Origin of the sequence: Micromonospora sp. NPDC050695, assembly GCF_040654415.1 — a bacterium.
In the GTDB taxonomy this organism is placed as follows: Bacteria; Actinomycetota; Actinomycetes; order Mycobacteriales; family Micromonosporaceae; genus Micromonospora.
The window spans coordinates 287110-309138 of sequence record NZ_JBFAHZ010000001.1; the positions used below are offsets into that span (position 1 = coordinate 287110).

Annotated in this window: 21 protein-coding genes; 16 read left to right on the forward strand and 5 right to left on the reverse strand. The window is 72.8% G+C overall.

Going from position 1 to position 22029, the window contains the following annotated elements; translation table 11 throughout:
* Nucleotides 1–10 precede the first annotated feature (10 nt).
* Nucleotides 11–316, reverse strand: a complete 306-nt coding sequence (locus AB0H52_RS01440) for a DUF202 domain-containing protein (RefSeq protein ID WP_151490803.1) — start codon at nucleotides 314–316, stop codon at nucleotides 11–13.
* Nucleotides 313–705, reverse strand: coding sequence for a DUF202 domain-containing protein (locus tag AB0H52_RS01445; protein ID WP_151490804.1), 393 nt, complete (start codon nucleotides 703–705; stop codon nucleotides 313–315). The genes AB0H52_RS01440 and AB0H52_RS01445 overlap by 4 nt, the downstream gene beginning before the upstream one ends.
* Before the next feature lie 41 nt (nucleotides 706–746).
* On the opposite strand from AB0H52_RS01445, the gene AB0H52_RS01450 reads away from it, so the two are divergent.
* The 4 genes from AB0H52_RS01450 to AB0H52_RS01465 all read left to right on the forward strand — a co-directional run bounded on the left by AB0H52_RS01450 (nucleotide 747) and on the right by AB0H52_RS01465 (nucleotide 3895).
* Nucleotides 747–1544 (forward strand): GNAT family N-acetyltransferase, encoded by a 798-nt coding sequence (locus AB0H52_RS01450; RefSeq protein WP_151490805.1) that lies wholly within the window; start codon nucleotides 747–749, stop codon nucleotides 1542–1544.
* Nucleotides 1541–1954: a hypothetical protein gene (locus tag AB0H52_RS01455; protein WP_357944469.1), complete on the forward strand. Its 414-nt coding sequence runs from the start codon at nucleotides 1541–1543 to the stop codon at nucleotides 1952–1954. Before AB0H52_RS01450 ends, AB0H52_RS01455 begins: the two co-directional genes overlap by 4 nt.
* Nucleotides 1955–2141: 187 nt before the next feature.
* On the forward strand, nucleotides 2142–2921 hold the full coding sequence (locus AB0H52_RS01460; protein WP_151490807.1) for an electron transfer flavoprotein subunit beta/FixA family protein: 780 nt from the start codon (nucleotides 2142–2144) through the stop codon (nucleotides 2919–2921).
* A 14-nt stretch (nucleotides 2922–2935) separates the two neighbouring features.
* Complete coding sequence (locus AB0H52_RS01465) at nucleotides 2936–3895, forward strand: electron transfer flavoprotein subunit alpha/FixB family protein (RefSeq protein ID WP_151490808.1); 960 nt, start codon at nucleotides 2936–2938, stop codon at nucleotides 3893–3895.
* A 96-nt stretch (nucleotides 3896–3991) separates the two neighbouring features.
* On the opposite strand, the gene AB0H52_RS01470 is transcribed toward AB0H52_RS01465, so the two are convergent.
* Nucleotides 3992–4810: an anti-sigma factor gene (locus AB0H52_RS01470; protein WP_357944473.1), complete on the reverse strand. Its 819-nt coding sequence runs from the start codon at nucleotides 4808–4810 to the stop codon at nucleotides 3992–3994.
* The gene (locus tag AB0H52_RS01475) at nucleotides 4764–5366 is read right to left on the reverse strand and encodes a sigma-70 family RNA polymerase sigma factor (protein WP_278123833.1); all 603 of its coding nucleotides are present in this window, start codon (nucleotides 5364–5366) and stop codon (nucleotides 4764–4766) included. Before AB0H52_RS01475 ends, AB0H52_RS01470 begins: the two co-directional genes overlap by 47 nt.
* A gap of 230 nt (nucleotides 5367–5596) precedes the next feature.
* Between AB0H52_RS01475 and AB0H52_RS01480 the strand changes: the two genes are divergently transcribed.
* The 7 genes from AB0H52_RS01480 (at nucleotide 5597) to AB0H52_RS01510 (ending at nucleotide 12401) form a co-directional block, all read left to right on the forward strand.
* Nucleotides 5597–6427 (forward strand): DUF4397 domain-containing protein, encoded by an 831-nt coding sequence (locus tag AB0H52_RS01480; protein ID WP_357944476.1) that lies wholly within the window; start codon nucleotides 5597–5599, stop codon nucleotides 6425–6427.
* Complete coding sequence (locus tag AB0H52_RS01485; protein ID WP_151490812.1) at nucleotides 6424–7077, forward strand: class F sortase; 654 nt, start codon at nucleotides 6424–6426, stop codon at nucleotides 7075–7077. The genes AB0H52_RS01480 and AB0H52_RS01485 overlap by 4 nt, the downstream gene beginning before the upstream one ends.
* Nucleotides 7078–7181: 104 nt before the next feature.
* The gene (locus AB0H52_RS01490; protein ID WP_151490813.1) at nucleotides 7182–8357 is read left to right on the forward strand and encodes a cysteine desulfurase family protein; all 1176 of its coding nucleotides are present in this window, start codon (nucleotides 7182–7184) and stop codon (nucleotides 8355–8357) included.
* 472 nt (nucleotides 8358–8829) lie between these two features.
* Entirely contained in the window at nucleotides 8830–9903 is a 1074-nt protein-coding gene (gene mnmA / locus AB0H52_RS01495; RefSeq protein WP_151491442.1) for a tRNA 2-thiouridine(34) synthase MnmA, read from the forward strand.
* Nucleotides 9904–9952: 49 nt separating this feature from the next.
* The gene (locus AB0H52_RS01500) at nucleotides 9953–10957 is read left to right on the forward strand and encodes a methionine synthase (protein WP_151491443.1); all 1005 of its coding nucleotides are present in this window, start codon (nucleotides 9953–9955) and stop codon (nucleotides 10955–10957) included.
* Between the two features lie 37 nt (nucleotides 10958–10994).
* Nucleotides 10995–11360 carry a VOC family protein gene (locus AB0H52_RS01505; protein ID WP_278123828.1) on the forward strand — a complete coding sequence of 122 codons (366 nt, stop codon included), beginning with the start codon at nucleotides 10995–10997 and terminating at the stop codon, nucleotides 11358–11360.
* A gap of 30 nt (nucleotides 11361–11390) precedes the next feature.
* Nucleotides 11391–12401, forward strand: coding sequence for an ADP-ribosylglycohydrolase family protein (locus AB0H52_RS01510; RefSeq protein WP_151491445.1), 1011 nt, complete (start codon nucleotides 11391–11393; stop codon nucleotides 12399–12401).
* Nucleotides 12402–12645: 244 nt separating this feature from the next.
* On the opposite strand, the gene AB0H52_RS01515 is transcribed toward AB0H52_RS01510, so the two are convergent.
* Nucleotides 12646–13185, reverse strand: coding sequence for a type II toxin-antitoxin system PemK/MazF family toxin (locus tag AB0H52_RS01515; RefSeq protein ID WP_357944481.1), 540 nt, complete (start codon nucleotides 13183–13185; stop codon nucleotides 12646–12648).
* Between the two features lie 199 nt (nucleotides 13186–13384).
* Between AB0H52_RS01515 and ligA the strand changes: the two genes are divergently transcribed.
* The 5 genes from ligA to gatB all read left to right on the forward strand — a co-directional run bounded on the left by ligA (nucleotide 13385) and on the right by gatB (nucleotide 21980).
* The gene (ligA, locus tag AB0H52_RS01520; protein WP_151491447.1) at nucleotides 13385–15520 is read left to right on the forward strand and encodes an NAD-dependent DNA ligase LigA; all 2136 of its coding nucleotides are present in this window, start codon (nucleotides 13385–13387) and stop codon (nucleotides 15518–15520) included.
* A gap of 156 nt (nucleotides 15521–15676) precedes the next feature.
* Nucleotides 15677–18406 carry an EAL domain-containing protein gene (locus AB0H52_RS01525; protein ID WP_357944484.1) on the forward strand — a complete coding sequence of 910 codons (2730 nt, stop codon included), beginning with the start codon at nucleotides 15677–15679 and terminating at the stop codon, nucleotides 18404–18406.
* 123 nt (nucleotides 18407–18529) lie between these two features.
* Nucleotides 18530–18835, forward strand: a complete 306-nt coding sequence (gene gatC, locus AB0H52_RS01530) for an Asp-tRNA(Asn)/Glu-tRNA(Gln) amidotransferase subunit GatC (protein ID WP_151491449.1) — start codon at nucleotides 18530–18532, stop codon at nucleotides 18833–18835.
* Nucleotides 18836–18991: 156 nt separating this feature from the next.
* Nucleotides 18992–20467, forward strand: coding sequence for an Asp-tRNA(Asn)/Glu-tRNA(Gln) amidotransferase subunit GatA (gene gatA, locus AB0H52_RS01535; RefSeq protein ID WP_151491450.1), 1476 nt, complete (start codon nucleotides 18992–18994; stop codon nucleotides 20465–20467).
* A gap of 13 nt (nucleotides 20468–20480) precedes the next feature.
* On the forward strand, nucleotides 20481–21980 hold the full coding sequence (gene gatB, locus AB0H52_RS01540) for an Asp-tRNA(Asn)/Glu-tRNA(Gln) amidotransferase subunit GatB (RefSeq protein ID WP_151491451.1): 1500 nt from the start codon (nucleotides 20481–20483) through the stop codon (nucleotides 21978–21980).
* Nucleotides 21981–22029 lie beyond the last annotated feature (49 nt).

Below are 22029 nucleotides of genomic sequence, written 5' to 3' on the forward strand. Positions count from 1 at the left end.
CCGCGTCCCGTCACCACAGTCCGCTCATCACCAGCAGCGCACCGAGCAGCGCGAGCCCGACGGTGCCGAACGCGACCAGGGGCAGTGTGCGGCCACCGGTGCGCGCCGGCCCGGTGCCGGTGCCCCGCGACCAGCACAGCACCAGCGCGGCGCCCCAGAGCAGCACGGCGACGCCGGAGGCCAGCGTGCCGACGGGGCCGCCGGTCGACCCCAGCCGGACGGCGAGCACGGTCACCACGGTCAACGCCAGCAGGGTGCGCCGCCACGCCAGCCGGGTCCGCTCCGGCTGCAACCCGGGATCGCGTCCGGCACTCACCCTGCGCCGACCGCCCGGACCAGCACGGCGACCACCAGCAGCAGCGCGCCGGCGCCGACGGTGAGGGCCAGGACGGCGGGGAACCGGGACGCGGGTAGCTCCGCGCCGAGCCGGATGGCCCGTTCGGTACGTGCCCAGTGGTCCACGGCGCGCACGGCGACGATGCCGCCGAGCAGCAGCAGCGCGATCGCGATCACCTCGCGCAGGTGGCCCATCGGCAGGGGCGGCAGGAACTGCGCGGCGGCCAGCCCGCCGCCGACCAGCGCCAGGGCGGTGCGCAGCCAGGCCAGGAAGGTCCGCTCGTTGGCCAGCGAGAACCGGTAGTCCGGTGTCTCGCCGACCGCGCGCGCCTCCGCCGGGTCGAACCATCGCTTGATCGCCTCCCACACGCTGTCGATTATTCGCTTCCGTCCCGGCTTAGCCTGGGCCGGTGACCGATCTTGATGTGCTGACGCTGCGCAACGCCTACGACAACCAGCTCCGCCCGGAGATCCCCGACCCGGTTCCGGCCGGGGTGACGGTGGAGCGGGATGGGCCGCTGGTCCGGATCATCGGGCTCGACGCGGGAGGGTTCCTCACGTACCGCGACCTGGGCGGGCTGACCGGCGCGGCGCTGGACGAGCTGATCGCCCGGCAGGTGGAGCTGTTCCGCGAGCGCGGCCAGTCGGTCGAGTGGAAGCTCAACGGGCACGACGAGCCGGCGGACCTGGCGGACCGCCTGCGCGCCGCCGGCTTCGTGCCGGAGGACCGGGAGACCGTCGTGGTCGGGCCGGTCGCGCCGCTGGCCGCCGCGCTGCCGGTCGCCCCCGAGGGGGTACGCCTGCGCGAGGTGACCTCCCGGGAAGACCTGGAGCGGATCGCCGCCATGGAGGAGGAGGTCTGGCAGGAGGACCGCTCGCACCTCGTGTGGGGGCTGGCCAAGGAGATCGACGCCGACCCGCACTCGATCACCGTCGTGGTGGCCGAGGCGAACGACACGGTGGTGAGTGCGGGCTGGGTGCGGTTCCCGGCGAACACCGGTTTCGCCACCCTGTGGGGCGGCTCGACCCTGCCGCAGTGGCGGCACCGGGGCATCTACCGGGCGCTGGTCACCTACCGGGCGCGGCTGGCCGAGCAGCGGGGTCGGACGCTGTTGCAGGTCGACTGCTCCGAGGACAGCCGGCCCATCCTGGAACGGCTCGGCCTCATCCCGGTCACCACCACCACGCCGTACGTCTACACTCCGTGATCATGGAGCAGCGGTTGACGGATGAGGAGCGGTTGACCCTCAAGACCGGTGCCTTCGGTGCCGTCCTCCTGGTCTCCAACGCCGACCCCGGGATGCTGGGGGTGTACCGGGAGAGCTTCGCCGCCTCCGGGGCGTTGGCCGACGCCAGCGGCGTGGTCAAGGAGGCGCTGACCACCGGCCCGCTGCCCTGGTTGCCCCGCGATTCCGAGCTGGAGATCGAGTCGGTGGTGCTGCCGGCGCTCACCGGCGCGGTGCGGATCCTGCGGGAAAAGGCGCCGACGGACGTCGAGACGTACCGGTCGGTGGTGTTGACGGCGGCGGACCGTGCGGCCCGGGCGCACAACGGGGTGGCGCCGGCGGAGGCGGCGGTCATCGACCGGATCCGGGGTGCGCTGGCCGAACCGGCCTGACCGCGCCACTGCCGGTGACCTGTGTCACTCTGTGTGCCCGGGAGCCGCAACCTACTGGCAGGTAACATTGCGCCGTGGGCAACTGCACAACAGCCCGCGGTTGACCGGGCGTCGACCGACGCGCGAGGCTGCGCCCCAGACCGGGCGAGCGAATCGCATCACCACACAGGAGGGTCGTCGAAGCGCGATGAATATCGTCGTACTCGTCAAGCAGGTGCCTGATTCGGGCGCGGACCGCAACCTGCGCAATGACGACAACACCGTCGACCGCGGTTCGGCGAACAACGTGATCAACGAGATGGACGAGTACGCCATCGAGGAGGCGCTGAAGATCAAGGAGGCGCACGGCGGCGAGGTCACCATCCTGACCATGGGTCCGGACCGGGCGACCGAGTCGATCCGCAAGGCGCTCTCCATGGGCCCGGACAAGGCCGTGCACGTGCTGGACGACGCCCTGCACGGGTCCTGCGCCGTGGCCACCTCGAAGGTGCTCGCCGCCGCGCTCGGTCAGCTGAACGCCGACCTGGTGATCTGCGGCGCCGAGTCCACCGACGGCCGCGTCCAGGTCATGCCGCACATGATCGCCGAGCGGCTCGGTGTCGCGGCGCTCACCGGTGCCCGCAAGCTCACCGTCGACGGCGCGACGCTGACCGTCGAGCGGCAGACCGAGGAGGGCTACGAGGTCGTCACCGCCTCCACCCCGGCCGTGGTCTCCGTCTGGGACACCATCAACGAGCCGCGGTACCCCTCGTTCAAGGGCATCATGGCCGCCAAGAAGAAGCCGGTGCAGACGTTCTCGCTGGCCGACCTCGGCGTCGCACCGACCGAGGTGGGCTTCGACGGCGCGACCAGCGCCGTGGTCGAGCACAGCAAGCGTCCGCCGCGCTCCGGCGGCGCCAAGATCACCGATGAGGGCGAGGGCGGCGTCAAGCTGGTCGAGTTCCTCGCCACCGAAAAGTTCGTGTGAGAGCGGGTCTGGACATGTCTGAGGTTCTCGTCGTCGTCGAAGCCACCAAGGAATTCGGCGTCAAGAAGGTCACCCTGGAGATGCTCACCCTCGCCCGCGAGCTGGGCACCCCGAGCGCGGTGGTGCTCGGCGGCACCGGCGCCGCGGAGGCGCTGAGCGCCAAGCTGGGCGAGTACGGCGCGGAGAAGATCTACGCCGCCGAGGGTGACGACATCGACGGCTACCTGGTGGCCCCCAAGGCGACCGTGCTGGCCGAACTGGTCAAGCGGGTGCAGCCGGCCGCCGTCCTGCTGGCGTCGGCCCAGGAGGGCAAGGAGATCGCCGCCCGGTTGGCCGTCAAGCTGGACAACGGCATCCTGACCGACGTGGTCGGCCTGGCCGCCGACGGCACCGCCACCCAGGTCGCGTTCGCCGGCTCCACCATCGTCAAGTCCAAGGTCACCAAGGGCCTGCCGCTGGTCACCGTGCGACCCAACTCGGTCACCCCGGCCCCGGCCGCCGCCACCCCGGCGATCGAGCAGCTCACCGTCTCGGTCACCGACACCGACAAGCTGGCCACGGTCGTCGAGCGGGTCGCCGAGCAGAAGGGCTCCCGGCCCGAGCTGACCGAGGCCGGCGTGGTCGTCTCCGGCGGCCGTGGCGTCGGCAACGCCGACAACTTCAAGCTGGTCGAGGAACTGGCCGACCTGCTCGGCGGCGCCGTCGGCGCGTCCCGCGCGGCGGTCGACTCCGGCTTCTACCCGCACCAGTTCCAGGTGGGTCAGACCGGCAAGACGGTCTCCCCGCAGCTGTATGTCGCGCTCGGCATCTCCGGTGCCATCCAGCACCGGGCCGGCATGCAGACCTCGAAGACCATCGTCGCGGTCAACAAGGACGGCGAGGCGCCGATCTTCGAGCTGGCCGACTTCGGCGTGGTGGGCGACCTGTTCAAGATCGTCCCGCAGGCCGCCGAGGAGATCCGCAAGCGCAAGTGAGCGTCTGACACAGAGAAAAGTGGCCGCCCGTTGCCGGGCGGCCACTTTCTCGTGGGGAGCTGATCGGCGGGCCGGGGAGCTGAGCCGGCCCGCCGATCAGCCCGTCAGGGTGCCCCTCAGCAGGCTGTCACCGGAGTGCGCGGGCTTGTTGTCGTACTGCTCGGCGGAAACGTCGACCACCGAGTAGCTCTTGAGGTCGACATTCGGGGGCAGGGGCAGCAGAGCGTCCGCGTCGCCACCGAGGGTGCCGACCGAGAACATCTGCATCGTCGTCGGGTTGATGAGCCAGACCTCGTAGTACCCCGGCACGCGCGGGAGATTCGCCACATGCAGATGTAGTTGGCCGTTCTGCAGAATCCGTGCGTCGCCCTGGGCCGCCTTTGGCGTCGAGCCGAAGGCCGCGAGCGGCGCACTCGCCAGCACCGCGGGCGTCGGAGCGGGCCCCGGATCGTCCGGGCGCAGCACCGAGACCGTACCCACCACGCCGATCGCCGCCGCCGCCACGGCGGCCACCGTGCTGGCCGCCCAACGCGACCAACCGCCGCGCCGCCGCGCTCGTGACCTGCCGCCCGACTCCGCGCCGGAAGCACCCGGCGTGTGCGGCTTGGCCGCAGAGCCGTTCGACCGCTGCACGATCGTCACCGGCTCGGTGGCCTGCTGCCGGCGGGCCTCGGTCAGCGACGGCACGGCCTCGGCCGCCCGGACCTCGGCCACGATGCCCTGCCAGATGTGCTCCGGCGGGTCGGGCAGGTCGGCCAGACCCTGCGTCTCCACGCCGAGGCCGGCCACCTGCCGCAACGCCTGCAGCTCCACCCGACAGTGCGCGCAGTTGTCGAGGTGGGTGCTCTCCCCGTTGTCCGCCTCGCTCTCACCGAGCGCCAGAAAGACCAGCCGGTCGTGGTCCAGGTGCTGCACCGTCCACCTCCCATCTGCGTTTCAAGCTCGCCATGCCGCGCCGGATGTGACTCTTCACGGTGCCCAGCGGCACCCCGGTCACCGTGGCTATCTGCTGGTGTGTCAGGTCGTCGTAGAAGGCCAGCTCCAGCATGCGTCGCTGGTCGTCCGGCAGGCGGGCCAGCTCGTCGGCGATCACCAACCGATCCACCACCCGGTCCGGGTCCGGACCGGTCGGCGCCGGCTCGGCCAGCTGCCGGACCGTCTCCACCACCCGGGTCTCCCGGGCCGAGGCGCGCATCCGGTCGATCACCTTGCGCCGGCCGATGCCGAGCAACCAACCGATCAGCGACCCCTTGGCCGGGTCGAACGTGTCGCGGCCCAGCCAGGCGGCGACGAACGTCGCCTGGGTCACGTCCTCGGCGTCGCTGCGGTTGGCCAGCATCGACGTGGCCAGGTGCAGGACGGCGCGGCCGTACCGGTCGTACGCCTCGCGCAGCGCTGCCTCGTCACCGGCGCAGAACCGCGGAGCGAGGTCGTCCACCGGGGGGTCCGGTTCCTGTCGTGGCGCCGTCATCGGGCGGCTCGCCTTCGATGGGGCATGCCCGACTGTAGCTGCCACAGTCTCCGCCCCACTTCCCCGGTCGATGTCATCTCACCAGCTCTTCGTCGCCCGCACCCGATCCGGATGCGGATGCGGCCGAAAAAGAAAAAGGCGTCCGGTGCGCATCCACCCGTCGGAGAGCCGGCGTAACCCGTTCTGCAAGCCAGGCCTGACGAATCAGCACCAATCACCAGGAGGCAGACATGCAGCTCTCGTACTTCCGTCGGGTCGCCGCAGGCGGCGCGGTCGCCGCGCTGGCCTTCGCCGGCGTCGCCGCGTTCACCGCCACCCCCGCGTACGCCGCCACGTCGAAGGTCTCCGTCGTGCACGGCATCCCGGACACCCCGGTCGACGTCTACGTCAACGGCAAGAAGACGCTGGACAACTTCAAGCCCGGCGACGTGGCCGGCCCGCTGAACCTGGAGGAGGGCGACTACGACATCGCGCTCACCAAGCCCGGCGAGCCGATCGGCAGCGCGATCCTCAAGGTCGACAACGCGGCCGTACCGGGCGGGGCGAACATCAGCATCGCCGCGCACCTCGACGCCGCCGGCAAGCCGAAGATCACGCCGTTCGTCAACGACGTCTCCAAGGTCGACGCCGGCAAGGCCCGGCTGATCGTCCGGCACACCGCCGCCGCCCCCGAGGTGGACGTCCGCGCCGGTGGCACCCCGGTCTTCAAGGGCCTCACCAACCCGAACGAGGCCAAGGGCGACGTCGACGCGGGCACCGTGAAGGCGGACGTGGTGCTGGCCGGCACCGACACCGTGGCCATCGGCCCGGCCGACCTGAACCTCAAGGAGGGCACCGCCACGATCGTCTACGCGATCGGCTCCGCCGAGGGCAAGACCCTCGACGTGGTCGCGCAGACCATCACCGGGCTGCACTCCGCCCCGGGCGGCGTGCCCAGCGGCGACGGTGGTCAGGCCGGCACGGGCGTGAACACCTGGTGGTACGTGCTCACCGGCGCCGGCGTACTCCTGCTGCTCGGCGGCGGGGTGCGGATGGCGACCGCACGGACCGGTCGTCAGTGACGGTGCGCAACCGCGGCGCGCTGGCGGCCATGGCCGCCGGCGTCGCCGCGCTCACCGTCGCCGCCCTGGTGGCGTGCGGCTCCCAGCCGACGGAGAGTGTGGGCGCCGAGGAGGCGAGCACGCTGGCCAGCACCCCACCGGCCGCCGCCAGCGCCCCGTCGGTCCCGGTGACCGCCGGTGAGCTGCCCGCCGACGCGGAGACCATCCCGCCGGTACGGCTGGTGATCCCCGAGATCAACGTCACCGCCACGGTCAACGCGGTCGGCGTCAACGAGCGCACCAACGAGTTCGAGGTGCCGCCGGGCGTCAACCAGATCGGCTGGTACCGGTACGGCCCCGGCCTGGAGACGGCCGCCGGCTCGGTGGTCATCGCCGGCCACGTGGACAGCGCCAAGCAGGGCAAGGGTGCGTTCTTCCGGCTGCGTGAGCTGGACCAGGGTGACACCCTCACCGCGACCGGCAGCGACGGCAAGGCTCGCCGCTACCGGGTCGTCGCCCGGGAGGAGTACGCCAAGACCAAGATTCCGCTGGACCGGTACTTCGCCCGCGACGGCAAGCCACGGTTGACCCTGATCACCTGCGGCGGCCCGTTCGACGCGAAGGCCCGCAAGTACCGCGACAACATCGTCGTCACCGCGGTGCCCGCCTGAGCGGGTCCGCCCGCGCCGTGCCGGGGTGGGAAGCCGCACCCCGGCCGGCGCGGAGTCCCCTCCGCCCTTCGGGCCCCGACCTGTCGGCCGTAGGCTGGACGGTGATGGCTTACCTGGATCACGCGGCGACGACTCCGATGCTCGACGAGGCACTGGAGGCGTACGTCGCCACCGCCCGCGAGGTCGGCAACGCGTCCTCCCTGCACGCGGCAGGTCGTCGTGCCCGCCGCCGCGTGGAGGAGTCGCGTGAGCAGGTGGCTGCCGTCCTCGGTGCCCGCCCGTCCGAGGTGATCTTCACTGGTGGCGGCACGGAGAGCGACAACCTCGCGGTCAAGGGCATCTACTGGGCCCGCCGCGACGCCGGCACCGACCGCCGCCGGGTGGTCTCCAGCGCCGTCGAACACCACGCCGTACTCGACGCGGTCGACTGGCTCGCCGAGCACGAGCGCGCCGAGGTCGGTCTGCTGCCCGTCAGCGACGCCGGCCGACTCGACCCGGAGGCGCTGCGCGCCGAGCTGGCCGCGTACGGCGAACGGGTGGCCGTGGTCACCGCCATGTGGGCGAACAACGAGGTGGGCACCGTCCAGCCGATCGCCGAGCTGGCCGCCGTCGCCGCCGAACACGGCGTGCCGTTCCACACCGACGCCATCCAGGCGGTCGGTCAGGTGCCGGTCGACTTCGCCGCAAGCGGCGTCGCCGCGCTCACCGTCACCGGGCACAAGCTGGGCGGCCCGACCGGTGTGGGCGCCCTGCTGCTCGCCCGGGACGTGGCGGCCACCCCGCTGCTGCACGGCGGCGGGCAGGAACGCGACGTCCGCTCCGGCACGCTGGACACCGCCGGCATCGTCGCCTTCGCCGTCGCCGTGGAGGCCGCGGTCAAGGGCCAGCAGGAGTACGCCGCCCGGGTCGCCGCGCTCCGCGACGACCTGATCGAACGGGTCCGGCGGGCGGTGCCCGAAGTGATCTACAACGGCGACCCGGTCGACCGGCTGCCCGGCAACGCGCACTTCTCCTTCCCGGGCTGCGAGGGTGACGCCCTGCTGCTGCTGCTCGACGCCCAGGGCATCGCCTGCTCGACAGGTTCGGCCTGCTCCGCCGGCGTGGCCCAGCCCTCGCACGTGCTGCTGGCGATGGGCGCCGACGACGACCGCGCCCGCTCCTCGCTGCGCTTCACTCTCGGCCACACCAGCACCCAGGCCGACGTCGACGCCCTCATCGCGGCCCTTCCCGCAGCGGTGGAACGAGCCCGCCGAGCCGCGTCCCCCCGAACCCCCCGCTAACCCAGCCCAGCCCAGCCCTGCCCAGCCCTGCCCAGCGCACGCCAGGCCAAACTCCGCATTCTGCCCCGCGATCTTGCACTTTCTGTGCCGACATATGCCGCAGACAGCGCGAATGAACGACCGAACCTGCAAGATCGCGGCGGGACGGGCGCGGGCCGGACAGTGCCCCCCCGGGACCGAGGGTCGATCATGGAGTTGTGGTGCCCGGGATGCGGCGATCGGCGACTTTTGTCACCCACCACAACTCCATGATCGACGGGGAGGGGTGGGGAGGGGTGGGGGGAGGGGTGGGGAGGGGAGGTGCGGGACAAGGGTGGGACGGGGACGGGGACGGGGACGGGGACGGGGACGGGGACGGGGACGGGGACGGGGACGGGGACGGGGACGGGGACGGGGACGGGTGGTGCGGGGTTGGGGTTGGAGTGGGGTGGGTGGATAGGGTTGGTTGGGGGGATGGGAAGGGAGTGGGCTGGTGAGGGTTCTGGCGGCGATGTCGGGCGGGGTTGACTCGGCCGTGGCGGCGGCGCGGGCGGTGGCGGCCGGGCACGACGTGACCGGTGTGCACCTGGCGCTGGCGCGCAACCCGCAGACCTACCGCACCGGGGCGCGCGGCTGCTGCACCCTGGAGGACTCCCGCGACGCCCGGCGGGCGGCCGACGTGATCGGCATCCCGTTCTACGTGTGGGACATGGCCGACCGGTTCCACGAGGATGTCGTGGACGACTTCGTCGCCGAGTACGCCGCGGGTCGTACGCCCAATCCCTGCCTGCGCTGCAACGAGAAGATCAAGTTCGCCGCGGTGCTGGACCGGGCCGTGGCCCTGGGCTTCGACGCGGTCGTCACCGGTCACCACGCCCGGCTCGGCCCGGACGGGCTGCTGCGCCGCAGTGTCGACGTGGCGAAGGACCAGTCGTACGTGCTGGCCGTGCTCACCCGCGACCAGCTCGACCGGTCGATGTTCCCGCTCGGTGACTCGACCAAGGCGCAGGTCCGCGCGGAGGCCGCCGAGCGTGGCCTGGCGGTGGCCGACAAGCCGGACTCGCACGACATCTGCTTCATCGCCGACGGCGACACCCGCGGTTTCCTCGCCGGCCGGCTCGGCGAGGCGCCCGGCGACGTGGTCGACGCGACCACCGGCGCGGTCGTGGGCAGCCACACCGGCGCGTACGCGTACACGGTGGGTCAGCGTCGTGGGCTGCACCTGGACCGGCCGGCCCCGGACGGGCGGCCACGCTACGTCCTCTCCATCACGCCGAAGACCAACACGGTGACCGTCGGCCCCGCGGAGGCCCTCGAGGTGTCCGACGTCCGGGCCGTTCGTCCGGTCTGGACCGGCGGTGCCCGCCCGGACGCTCCGGTGGAGTGCCAGGTGCAGTTGCGCGCGCACGGCGACGTGGTGCCCGCGACCGTCGCCCTCGACGGTGACCGCCTGCACGCCGAGCTGCGCCGGCCGGTACGCGGTGTCGCCGCCGGTCAGGCCATCGTGGCGTACCGGCCGGACCCGGCCGGCGACGTGGTCCTCGGCTCCGCCACCATTACCGGCTGAACGCACGGTCGCCGCACGGTCCGGGCGTACATCGGGATAGCCTTCGCCCGTGACAGATCAGGCGTGGCCCTGGCCGGCTGGTGCGGCGACCGGAATTGGTTCGCTGCCCGGCACCGACATCGCCGAGGCCCAGCGGGTGGTCCTCGGTGAGCTACCCGCGCTGCCCCACCTGCCCGAGTTGCCGGCCCGCGGCCCGGGCGCGGACTTGATCGGCCGCACCGCCGGGCTGCTGGTCGAGCTGCCCGTGGAGCTGTACACCGGCCGGTGGCGGGTCGCTCCCCGCCCGGGCCGGGACCTGCGCCGGGCCCGCGACCTCATGGAACGCGACCTGGATCAGCTCGCCGAGCAGGCCGAGGAGTACGCCGGCCCGATCAAGGTGCAGGCCGGTGGCCCGCTCACCCTGGCCGCCGCTCTGGAACTGCCGATCGGTGGCCGGCTGCTGCGCGACCCGGGCGCGGTCCGCGACCTGACCGGTTCCCTCGCCGAGGGTCTGCGCGCCCACGTGGGGGCGGTCGCCCGGGTCCTGCCCCGGGCGTCGGTGCTGCTTCAACTGGACGAACCGTCGCTGCCGACGGTGCTGGCCGGCCGGGTGCCGACCGAGAGCGGGCTGGGCGCGTACCGGGCGATGGAGTCGGTGGACGCGGCGGCGCTGCTGCGCACGGTCGTCGAGGCGGTCGGCGTGCCGACGGTGGTGCACTGCTGCGCTCCGGACGTACCGCTGGAGCTGATCCGCTCCACCGGCGCCGTCGGGGTGGCCCTCGACCTCGACCTGGTGACCGACCTGGACCCGCTGGGCGAGGCCATCGACGCCGGCCTCGGCGTGCTGGCCGGGGCCGTGCCGACCCGGCCGCCGTCGGCCGGTGGCGCGCCGACCTCCGCGCAGGTCGCCGATCGGGTACGCCAGCTCTGGGACCGCCTCGGCTTCCCCCGCCGGCAGCTCGCCGAGCAGGTGGTCGTCACGCCGGCGTGTGGCCTGGCCGGAGCGACCCCGCAGTACGCGCGGGCGGTGCTGGCCGCGTGCCGGGACGCCGGCCGGCGGTTCACCGAGGACTGAGGTTTTTCTGTCGTACCCGGCGGGCAGGATGACGGTCATGATTGGACAGCTACGTTCAGTGGTGATCGACTGCCCCGATCCGCGGGCTCTGGCCGCGTTCTACTCCGAGCTGCTCGGCATTCCTCTGGCCGAGGGTGACGCTGACGACGAGTGGGTGGTGCTGGGCGGTCCGCCCGGGCATCAGCCCCGGCTGGCGTTCCAGCGTGCGCTCAACCTGCGTCCGCCGGCCTGGCCGGATCCGGAGCGTCCGCAGCAGTTCCACATCGACGTGACGGTGGACGACATCGAGACCGCCGAGAAGGCCGCGCTCGCGCTGGGCGCGCGGCGGCTGCCCGGCGAGGGCGAGGGTTTCCGGGTCTACGCGGATCCGGTCGGCCACCCCTTCTGCCTCTGCTGGGACTGAGCCTGGTGTGGGTTGCGGCGGCCGGGCATCATGGCCGCCGTGATCTCCACCTCCGCGCTGCGCGCCTCCGGCTCGCTCTTCGGTCTCGCCTACGGTGACGCGCTGGGCAAGCCCACCGAGTTCCTGACCGTCGCCGAGATCGAGCGCCGCTACGGTCCGACCGGCCCTCGTGAGCTGGTCGGTGAGCCGGCTCTGGTCACCGACGACACCCAGATGGCGTTGGCGGTGGGTTGGGCCCTACACGAGGCGCCGTCGCTCACCCCACAGGCGGTGGAGCCGCTGCTGCGGCAGCGTTTCCTGGCCTGGGCGATCAGCCCGGACAACAACCGCGCCCCGGGCATGACCTGCCTGCGGGCCTGCGCCGAGCTGCGCCGAGGGCTGCCCTGGCAGGAGGCGACGGTGATCGGCTCGAAGGGCTGCGGGGCCAACATGCGGGTCACCCCGGTCGGGTTGCTCGACGTCGACGGGGACACGCTGGCCGGTCTGGCCCAGTTGCAGGCCGGGTTGACCCACGGCCATCCGACCGGGCTGGCCGCGAGTGAGCTGACCGCGTACGCGGTGTTCGCCCTGCGCGGCGGTGCCACGCTGTCCGATCTTCCCCGGGTCCTCATCGGGCGGGCGCGATCCCAGCGCGGGGTGTACCGGGAGCAGTGGCTGGGTGACCTGTGGCAGCGGGCCGGTGCCGGCACACCGGAGGAGTTCATCGCCCGGGGCTGGGACGAGTGCCTGGAGGCGCTCGGCCGGCTGACGGCAGCCCTGGAGCAGCCCGACGACGGCGGTGACCCGTGTCGGGTCACCGGGGAGGGCTGGGTTGCCGAGGAGGCACTGGCCACCGCGTTGCTCTGCGCCGTACGGCACGCCGACGACCCGGTCGCCGTGCTGGCCCGGGGTGCCACCACCGCCGGCGACTCCGACTCGATAGCCGCACTGGCCGGCGCGTTCGTGGGCGCGGCCGCCGGGATGGCCGCCTGGCCGCACGGGTGGGTGGACCGCATCGAGTACGCCGACCAGCTCGCCACGCTCGGCGCCGCCTGGGACTGACCCGGCGGTCCCGGCCCGGGGTCCCGGCCTGCGGCCCCGGCCCGGGGTCCCGGCTCGGCTCGGCCCGTTGTCCCGGCCCGGCGTTCCGGCCCGGCGTCGCGGCCCGGCGTTCCGGCCCGGCGTCGCGGCCCGGCGTTCCGGCCCGGCGTCGCGGCCCGGCGTTCCGGCCCGGCGGCGCTGGCCGCCCGACGTGATCGACTTGCAGGAAAGCGAGTCGATCACGGGCAGCGGGTGGCGCGGATGGTCAGCTGGTGGGCAGGTGGCGCAGGTTGCGGACCTTCTGCCACAGGTCGGCGTCGCAGCGGCCGGCGCGGTCGGTGAAGTCCGCCGAGCCGATCCGGACCGGCTCGGTCAGGCTCAGGTAACTGTCGTGCTCGGCGCCGGGGTCCCAGTCCCGGGTGGGGATCCGGACGTGGTCGTCCCGGTCACTCTTGTCCTGGCTGGTGATCTTCAGGACGTCGGCCCCCCGGGAGTCGGTGCGCAGCACCAGGCAGGGCCGCACCTTCGACCCGCTGCCGTCGGCGTACGGCACGTCGGCCCACCAGATCTCGCCCGCCGCGGGAGCGCCGGCCGCCCGGTCGGTGTCGCGGGAGCGGGGCCTGGTGGCCGGCCGATCGGTGCCTCGTGGCCTCGGCGGCGCGGAACGACGGCCGCCGGTCGGGGCGCCCCGACCCGGCCGGATGCCCGGTCGCCGGTTCGCCACCCGGTGCCGCCAGCTGTTCCACGCCCAGCCGGCGGCCACCGCCAACAGGATCGCCACCGCCCAGAGCAGCACCTCGGGCATCCGTACCTCCGCCTCTGCGCGACACGCGGGCCGCCTCGTGCGGCGATCCTCGCATGCCACGGCCCGGGCCGCCGATCACGCCACCACGCGCGGGCAGGTCACCCCGGGCGCGGGCGGGCGGCGGATTGTCGCCCCGGCCCGATACCGTGCCCAGGTAGCGTGATCAGGGGAGGTCGCAGGCGTGTCCGAAGGTGGCGGGGTGTCCGAGGAGCAGATCGGTCAGCAGGTCAGCCCGGCTCAGGAGGCGGCGGCCGGCGGGGAGCCGACGCCGCAGGCGCGGGAGCGGCACGCCACCCTCAGCCGAGAGTTGACCGAACACCAGTACCGCTACTACGTGCTGGACGCGCCGACCATCGCCGACGCCGAGTTCGACAAGCAGTTGCGTGAGCTGGAGGCGCTGGAGGAGGAGTTCCCGGCGCTGCGGACGCCCGACTCACCGACGCAGCGGGTCGGCGGCACGTTCTCCACCGACTTCACCCCGGTCACCCACGCCGAGCGGATGCTCTCGCTGGACAATGCCTTCGCCGACGAGGAGTTGGCCGCCTGGGCCGAGCGGGTCGAGCGTGACGCCGGCGGCCCGGTGCCGTACCTGTGCGAGCTGAAGGTCGACGGGCTGGCGATCAACCTGACCTACGAGGGCGGCCGACTGGTCCGGGCGGCCACCCGCGGTGACGGCCGCACCGGTGAGGACGTCACCGCCAACGTGCGCAGCATCCGGGACGTGCCCGGCCAGCTCACGCCCTCCGCCGAATATCCCGACATACCCGAGTTGCTGGAGGTCCGGGGCGAGATCTACTTCCCGGTCGCCGGGTTCGCCGACCTCAACGCCAGCCTCGTCGAGCAGGGTCGGGCGCCGTTCGCCAACCCCCGCAACGCCGCCGCGGGCAGCCTGCGGCAGAAGGATCCCCGGGTCACCGCCTCCCGGCCGCTGCGCCTGGTGGTGCACGGCGTCGGCGCCCGCCGCGGGTTCCGGCCGACGGCACAGTCCGAGTCGTACGCGGCGCTCAAGGCCTGGGGGCTGCCGACCAGTGATCGCTGGCGGGTGGTGCCCGATCTCGCCGGCGTGGCGGAATACATCGCCTACTACGCCGAGCACCGGCACGACGTCGAGCACGAGATCGACGGCGTGGTGGTCAAGGTCGACCCGGTGTCGATCCAGGGCCGGCTCGGTTCGACCAGCCGCGCGCCGCGCTGGGCGATCGCCTTCAAGTACCCGCCGGAGGAGGTCACCACCAAGCTGCTCGACATCGAGGTCGGCGTCGGGCGCACCGGCCGGGTCACCCCGTTCGCGGTGCTGGAGCCGGTGCACGTGGCCGGCTCGACGGTCGCCCAGGCCACCCTGCACAACGCCCGTGAGGTGGAGCGCAAGGGCGTGCTGATCGGCGACACGGTGGTGCTGCGCAAGGCCGGCGACGTGATTCCCGAGGTGCTCGGCCCGGTGGTCGACCTGCGCCCCGCCGACGCCCGCCCCTTCGTGATGCCGACCACCTGCCCGTCCTGCGGCACGCCGCTCGCCCCGGCCAAGGAGAGCGACGTCGACATCCGCTGCCCCAACACCCGCAGCTGCCCGGCGCAGCTGCGCGAGCGGGTGTTCCACCTCGCCGGTCGGGGCGGCTTCGACATCGAGGTGCTCGGCTACAAGGGCGCGGCGGCCCTGCTCGACGCGGGGATCATCACCGACGAGGGTGACCTCTTCCAGCTCGACGCCGAGCAGTTGTCCCGGTCTCCGTTCTTCGTCAACAAGGACGGCAGCCTGGGCAGCAACGCGGTGAAGTTGCTGGACAATCTCGCGGTGGCCCGCGAACGGGAGCTGTGGCGGGTGCTGGTGGCGCTCTCCATCCGGCACGTCGGCCCGACCGCGGCCCAGGCGCTCGCCCGGCACTTCCGATCGATGGACGCCATCGACGCGGCCAGCGAGGAGGAGCTGTCGTCTGTCGACGGGGTCGGCCCGACGATCGCGGCGAGCATCCGGGAGTGGTTCGCGGTGGACTGGCACCGCGAGGTCGTCCGCAAGTGGGCCGAGGCGGGCGTACGGATGGCGGAGGAGGCGGTCGACGAGGGGCCGCGCCCGTTGGAGGGGTTGACCGTGGTGGTGACCGGCACGCTCGCCGGTTTCTCCCGGGATCAGGCCGCCGAGGCCGTGCAGAGCCGGGGCGGCAAGGTCAGCGGGTCGGTCTCCAAGAAGACGAGCTTTGTGGTGGTGGGGGACAACCCGGGGTCGAAGGCCGACAAGGCGGCCGGTCTGAAGGTGCCGGTGCTCGACGAGGACGGGTTCCGGCTGCTGCTGGAAGCGGGTCCGGACGCCGCCCGGGAGGTCGCCCGCGTCGAGGGCTGACCTCGCCGCGGGCCGGTGCGGGCGGTGGCCGCGTATACCAACTTAATTACGACTACGACCGATTCGTGACTGTCATACCGGGAAACCTGGGGCCGAGGGCGTTTCATTGGGTCACGGCGTGCACACCGGCACGTCGACCGTCGCTCGGGAGGTGTGGTGGAGGTCGCCGACCCGCGCAATTCGCTCCCGCCTGGTCGGGTGGCGCCGTTCGCCGCCTTCGTCGTCGGCATCCTGGCGGTGGCGGCGTTGACCGCCGCCGGTCCACTCGCGACGCTCCCGGCCGAGCTGTCCCGACTGCCGGTGGCGTTCTGGACGATGGCGGCCCTCGCCGTGGTGTGCGACGCCCGTCCGTTCGTCCCGCCGGGGCGCCGGCAGACCTCGGCGGTCTTCCCGTCCACCTGCTTCACCTTCGCGATCCTGCTCGGGTGGGGGCTCGGCCCGGCGGTGGCGGTGCAGGCCGTCGGGGTGATCGTCTCCGGTTGGCGGATGCGGCACGCCGCCTGGCGGACCGCGTTCAACGTCGGCCAGTACGCCTGCGCCCTCGCCGCCGCGTACGGCGTCCTCCAGCTCGGGCCGGGCATGATCTTCTCTGGCGGTCGGTTGCACTGGACCGACGTGGTCGCCGTCGGCGGTGCCACGGCGGCCTGGTTCGCGGTCAACTACGGGCTGGTCAGCTGGGCGGTGCGGCTGCGCTTCGGCGACCGGTGGTGGCCCACCCTCCGGCAGGGCCTCGGGTTCGAGTTGCTCTCCACCGGCTCGCTGCTGCTGCTCGCTCCGGTGCTGGTCGCCGCCGCCTGGGTCAGCGCGGCGTTGATCCCGTTGGTGCTGGTGCCGCTCTTCGCCGTGTACCGGATGGCCCGGCTGACCGTTGAGCAGCAGCACCTCGCCGCCGCCGATCCGCTCACCGGGCTGCCCAACCGCAAGGCGCTGCTTGCCGAGGTGGCGGAGCAGGTGCACCTGCACGCCGAGCGGACCGCTCGCGGCGAACCCGACGGTCACCTGGCGCTGCTGCTGATCGACCTGGATCGCTTCAAGAACGTCAACGACGCGCTCGGGCACGCGGTGGGGGACCGGCTGTTGGTCGAGGTCAGCGCACGGCTCGTTGAGGTGGATCCGCGTCCGCAGATGATCGCCCGCCTCGGCGGGGACGAGTTCGCCATCGTGATGACCGGGTTGACCGACGTCGGTCAGGCGCGTGAGCTGGCTGACCGGGTGGTCGATGTGTTGGCCGAGCCGGTGCCGCTGGACGGCCTTCCGCTGGACGTGGGCGGGTCGATCGGGATCGCGCTGTTCCCCGAGCACGGCGAGGACTTCGCCACCCTGATGCGCCACGCCGACGTGGCGATGTACGACGCGAAGCACCGCAACGACACGGTGGCCGTGTACGCCCCGGAGTCCGACCACAACTCCGCCGAGCGGCTCGGTCTCCTGGCCGACCTGCGCCGGGTGCTGGAGTCGAGCCCGTCGGCCGACGACATGTTCGGTGCCGAGCCCGCCGGGCAGGACCAGCCGGCGGCGCCGAGCCAGCGCGTCGACCGCACCGCCGACGCGATCGAGCCGGGTGACCGCGCCGTCGCCCCGGGCGAGCGCGACGAGCGCACCGCCGACCCGACCGGGCGGGACGACCGCACCCTCGATCCGGGCGAGCGCGACGATCGCAGCGCCGCGCCGGTCGACGTACCCCTGGATGTGGCGGCGGAGGTGCGCGGCGGCGACGGTGCGGCGCTGCCCACCGGCGCGCCGGCCGAGGCCGCGCCGCACGGGGATCCCGCGCCGGTGGTCGCCACGGCGCCGACGGTCGGTGGCCGGTGGTGGGGTCGCCGGCGGCGACCCGGGACGGAGCTGGTGCACGCCGACGACCTGATCAACCGGATCGCCACCGGCGCCGACCCGATCCGGGGCCGCAACACCCGCGCCGTGGTCCCCGGCACCCGCTCCGGTCCGGTCCGGGACCGGCACTCCGCGGGTCGGGCCGGCCGGGGGTCGGCGAACGGTGGCGCGGTGCCGGAGCACGGCGGCCCGGTGCGGCGGGGTGACGCGGGTTCGGGGACGCCGCCGTCCCCGTCGTCCGGGTGGGCGCACCCGGACGGTGAGCTGGCCGACGACGCCGGCGAGATCACCATGTACTACCAGCCGCAGATCGTCATCGCGACCGGCGAGGTGGTGGGCGTCGAGGCGTTGCTGCGGTGGCGGCACCCACGCCGGGGCATGGTCGACCCGGAGGAGCTGATCCGGGTCGCCGAGCAGAGCGCGGTGATGCGACTGCTCACCCGGCGGGTCGTCGACGATGTGGTGGAGCAGCTCGCCAAGTGGTCGGCGGCCGGCATCGGGCTGCGCGCGGCGCTGAACGTGAGCGTGCGGGACCTGCACACGGGGGAGATCGCCGACCAGATCGCCGACCGGCTGGCCCGCTACGGGGTGCCGGCCGAGCGGCTGCAACTGGAGATCACCGAGGGTGCCCTGATGGCCGACCCGCGTCGGGTGCTGGCGACCATCTCCCGGCTGCACCGGATCGGGGTGGCCATCGCGCTGGACGACTTCGGCACCGGCTACTCGTCCCTGCAACACCTGCGCCGGTTGCCGTTGTCCGAGGTGAAGGTGGACCGCTCGTTCGTACTCGGCATGGCCGACGACGCGGACGACGCGGCGATCGTCCGGTCGATGATCGAGTTGGCGGGCGCGCTGGGGTTGCGGGTGGTCGCCGAGGGTGTGGAGGACGAGCGGACCTGGCGGATGCTGCACGCCGCCGGCTGCGACGCGGCACAGGGCTGGTTCTACGCCCGGCCGATGCCCGCCGAGGAGCTGGTCACCTGGCTGGCCCGCTACCGGCCGGTGCGTCCGACCGGTGGCCCGGAGCCGGAGGCCGGCCGCCGCTCGACCCGCTGACCCACCCGAGCAGCCGGCGGAGGGGACGGAACAATAGACTCGCTCCGGTCACCGCGCGTCACGCCGCACGCGCCGCGCGGCCGGCACACCGCCCGACCAGCAGGACATCAGAAGGGGGCACGGATGGCCGCCATCTCCCGCGAGGAGGTCGCGCACCTGGCGCGCCTGTCGCGGCTCGCCGTCACCGAGGAGGAGCTGGACACCTTCGCCGGCCAGCTCGACGTGATCCTCCAGGCGGTCGCCCAGGTCGGCGAGGTCGCCGCCGCGGACATTCCGCCGACCTCGCACTCGGTGCCGCTGACCAACGTCTTCCGCGAGGACGTCGTCACGCCGTGCCTGACCCCGCAGGAGGCGCTGTCGGGCGCTCCCGACTCCGAGGACCAGCGTTTCCGCGTACCGCGGATCCTGAGCGAGGACGTGGCCTCATGAGCGAGCGCAGCGAGCGAATCGGCAAGTTCAGCGCCTTGGTGCCTCATGGCGTCACGGAGCGAAGCGGAGTGGCGGCATGAGCGAGCGCAGCGAGCGAATCGGCAAGTTCAGCGCCTTGGTGCCTCATGGCGTCACGGAGCGAAGCGGAGTGGCGGCATGAGCGATCTGACCAGAATGACCGCGACGGAGATCGCCGCCCTGGTCGCCGGCGGCGAGACCTCCGCCGTCGAGGTGACCCGGGCGCACCTGGACCGGATCGCCGCGGTCGACGATCGGGTGCACGCCTTCCTGCACGTGGACACCGACGGGGCGCTCGACGCGGCCCGCGCCGTGGACGCGCGCCGGGCCGCCGGCGAGGAGCTGGGCCCCCTGGCCGGTGTGCCGGTCGCGGTGAAGGACGTGCTCGCCACCCGTGGCGTGCCGACCACCGTGGGTTCGAAGATCCTGGAGGGTTGGCGCCCGCCGTACGACGCGACGATCGTGCAGCGGCTGCGCGACGCCGGCACGGTGATGCTCGGTAAGACGAACATGGACGAGTTCGCGATGGGCTCCTCCACCGAATACTCGGCGTACGGGCCGACGCACAACCCGTGGGACCTGAGCCGGATCCCGGGTGGCTCGGGTGGTGGCAGCGCCGCCGCGCTGGCCGCGTACGAGGCGCCGCTGGCGATCGGTTCGGACACCGGCGGCTCGATCCGCCAGCCCGGTGCGGTCACCGGCACCGTCGGCGCGAAGCCCACCTACGGCGGGACCTCCCGCTACGGGCTGGTGGCGTTCTCCTCGTCGCTGGACACGCCCGGCCCGTGTGCCCGTACGGTCCTCGACGCGGCCCTGCTGCACCAGGTGATCGGCGGGCACGACCCGCGCGACTCGACCTCGATCCCGCAGCCGGTGCCGGACGTGGTGGCGGCGGCGAAGCTCGGCGCGACCGGCGACCTGACCGGTGTGCGGCTCGGCATCGTCAGCGAGTTCGTCGGTGAGGGCACCGAGCCGGGCGTGATGACGGCGTTCCGCGAGTCGGTGGACGCCCTCGCGAAGCTGGGCGCGGAGATCGTCGAGGTGTCCTGCCCGACGTTCGCGTACGCGCTGCCGGCGTACTACCTGATCGCGCCGAGCGAGTGCTCCTCCAACCTGGCCCGGTTCGACGGCGTCCGGTTTGGCCTGCGGGTCGGCGACGACGGCAACCGGTCGCTGGAGGAGGTCATGTCGCTGACCCGGGAGGCTGGTTTCGGCCCGGAGGTCAAGCGTCGCATCATGCTCGGCACGTACGCGCTGTCGTCGGGTTACTACGACGCGTACTACGGGCAGGCGCAGAAGGTCCGGACGCTGATCACCCGGGACTTCACGGCCGCGTTCGAGCGGGTCGACGCGTTGATCTCGCCGACCACCCCGTTCACGGCCTTCCCGATCGGCGCGCGTACCGCCGACCCGTACCAGATGTACCTGGCCGACCTGTTCACCATCCCGACCAACCTGTACGGCGGGCCGGGCATCTCGGTGCCCTGCGGTCTCTCCGAGGGGCTGCCCGTCGGCCTGCAGGTGATGGCGCCGACGATGGCCGACGACCGGATGTACCGGGTCGCGGCCGCGCTGGAGTCCGCGGTCGGCACGTTCACCCCACCGGCACTGTGAGGCAGGAGCCCAGATGACGACGACGCTGCCCGCGTACGACGAGGTCGTCGCACGCTACGAACCGGTGATCGGCCTGGAGACCCACGTCGAGCTGGGGACGAACACCAAGATGTGGTGTGGCTGCCCGACGGACTTCGGCGGCGAGCCGAACACCCGGGTCTGCCCGGTGTGCCTGGGTCTGCCGGGGTCGCTGCCGGTGGCCAACAAGGCCGCCATCGAGGCGATCATCCGGATCGGTCTGGCGCTGAACTGCTCGATCGCGCAGTGGTGCCGGTTCGCCCGGAAGAACTACTTCTACCCGGACATGCCAAAGAACTTCCAGATCAGCCAGTACGACGAGCCGATCTGCGTCGACGGGTACCTGGACGTCGAGGTGGGCGGCGAGACGGTGCGGATCGAGATCGAGCGGGTGCACCTGGAGGAGGACACCGGCAAGACGCTGCACGTCGGTGGCGCCACCGGCCGCATCCACGGCGCGACGGAGTCGCTTGTCGACTACAACCGGGCCGGCATCCCGCTCGTCGAGATCGTCACCAAGCCCGTCGTGGGCACCGGCGCGCTCGCCCCCGACGTGGCCAAGGCGTACGTCGCCGAGCTGCGCGACGTGATCCGCACCCTCGGCGTCTCGGATGTGCGGATGGAGGAGGGTTCGCTGCGCTGCGACGTGAACACCTCGCTCAACCTGCCCGGTCAGGAGTGGGGCACCCGCACCGAGACCAAGAACGTCAACTCGCTGCGGTCGGTGGAGCGGGCGGTCCGCTCGGAGATGCTGCGGCAGGCGTCGGTGCTCGAGGCGGGCGGCCGGATCACCCAGGAGACGCGGCACTTCCACGAGGACACCGGCGACACCACGCCGGGGCGCTCGAAGGAGACGGCCACCGACTACCGGTACTTCCCGGAGCCGGACCTGGTGCCGGTCGCCCCGGACCCGGCGTGGGTCGCCGAGCTGAAGGCCGCCCTGCCGGAGCTGCCCCGGGTGCACCGGCGTCGGCTCCAGCAGCAGTGGGGGTTGTCCGACCTGGACATGCAGTCGGTGCTCAACGCCGGTGCGGTCGAACTGATCGAGGCCACCGTGGCCGCCGGCACCACCCCGGCGGCGGCCCGCAAGTGGTGGTTGGGTGAGCTGTCCCGGCGGGCCAACGAGTCCGGCGTGGAGTTGGCCGACATCGGGGCCACCCCGGCGCAGGTCGCCGAGCTGCAGGGCCTGGTCGATGCCGGCAAGCTCAACGACAAGATGGCCCGTACGGTGCTGGAGGGCGTGGTCGACGGTGAGGGTTCGCCCACCGAGATCATGACCAGCCGGGGCCTGGAGGTCGTGTCGGACACGGGCGCGCTCACCGCCGCCGTGGACGAGGCCATCGCCGCCAACCCCGGCATCGCGGACAAGATCCGTAGCGGCAAGGTCGCCGCCGCCGGCGCCCTGGTCGGTGCCGTCATGAAGACCACCCGTGGTCAGGCGGACGCGAAGACCGTCCGCGAACTGATCCTGGAGCGCCTCGGCGTCCAGGGCTGACCCGTCACGAACGAACACCGCTGGCGCGGCGTGCGCCAGCGGTGTTCGC

Bases quoted from the DNA above. Each gene is read 5' to 3' on its own strand.
- AB0H52_RS01505 (WP_278123828.1), top strand. From the start codon at position 10,995: ATGATTGGACAGCTACGTTCAGTGGTGATCGACTGCCCCGATCCGCGG.
- AB0H52_RS01480 (WP_357944476.1), top strand. From the start codon at position 5,597: ATGCAGCTCTCGTACTTCCGTCGGGTCGCCGCAGGCGGCGCGGTCGCC.
- gatB (WP_151491451.1), top strand. From the start codon at position 20,481: ATGACGACGACGCTGCCCGCGTACGACGAGGTCGTCGCACGCTACGAA.
- gatA (WP_151491450.1), top strand. From the start codon at position 18,992: ATGAGCGATCTGACCAGAATGACCGCGACGGAGATCGCCGCCCTGGTC.
- AB0H52_RS01465 (WP_151490808.1), top strand. From the start codon at position 2,936: ATGTCTGAGGTTCTCGTCGTCGTCGAAGCCACCAAGGAATTCGGCGTC.
- AB0H52_RS01490 (WP_151490813.1), top strand. From the start codon at position 7,182: ATGGCTTACCTGGATCACGCGGCGACGACTCCGATGCTCGACGAGGCA.
- gatC (WP_151491449.1), top strand. From the start codon at position 18,530: ATGGCCGCCATCTCCCGCGAGGAGGTCGCGCACCTGGCGCGCCTGTCG.
- AB0H52_RS01475 (WP_278123833.1), bottom strand. From the start codon at position 5,366: ATGACGGCGCCACGACAGGAACCGGACCCCCCGGTGGACGACCTCGCT.
- AB0H52_RS01515 (WP_357944481.1), bottom strand. From the start codon at position 13,185: ATGCCCGAGGTGCTGCTCTGGGCGGTGGCGATCCTGTTGGCGGTGGCC.
- AB0H52_RS01510 (WP_151491445.1), top strand. From the start codon at position 11,391: ATGGCCGCCGTGATCTCCACCTCCGCGCTGCGCGCCTCCGGCTCGCTC.
- AB0H52_RS01460 (WP_151490807.1), top strand. From the start codon at position 2,142: ATGAATATCGTCGTACTCGTCAAGCAGGTGCCTGATTCGGGCGCGGAC.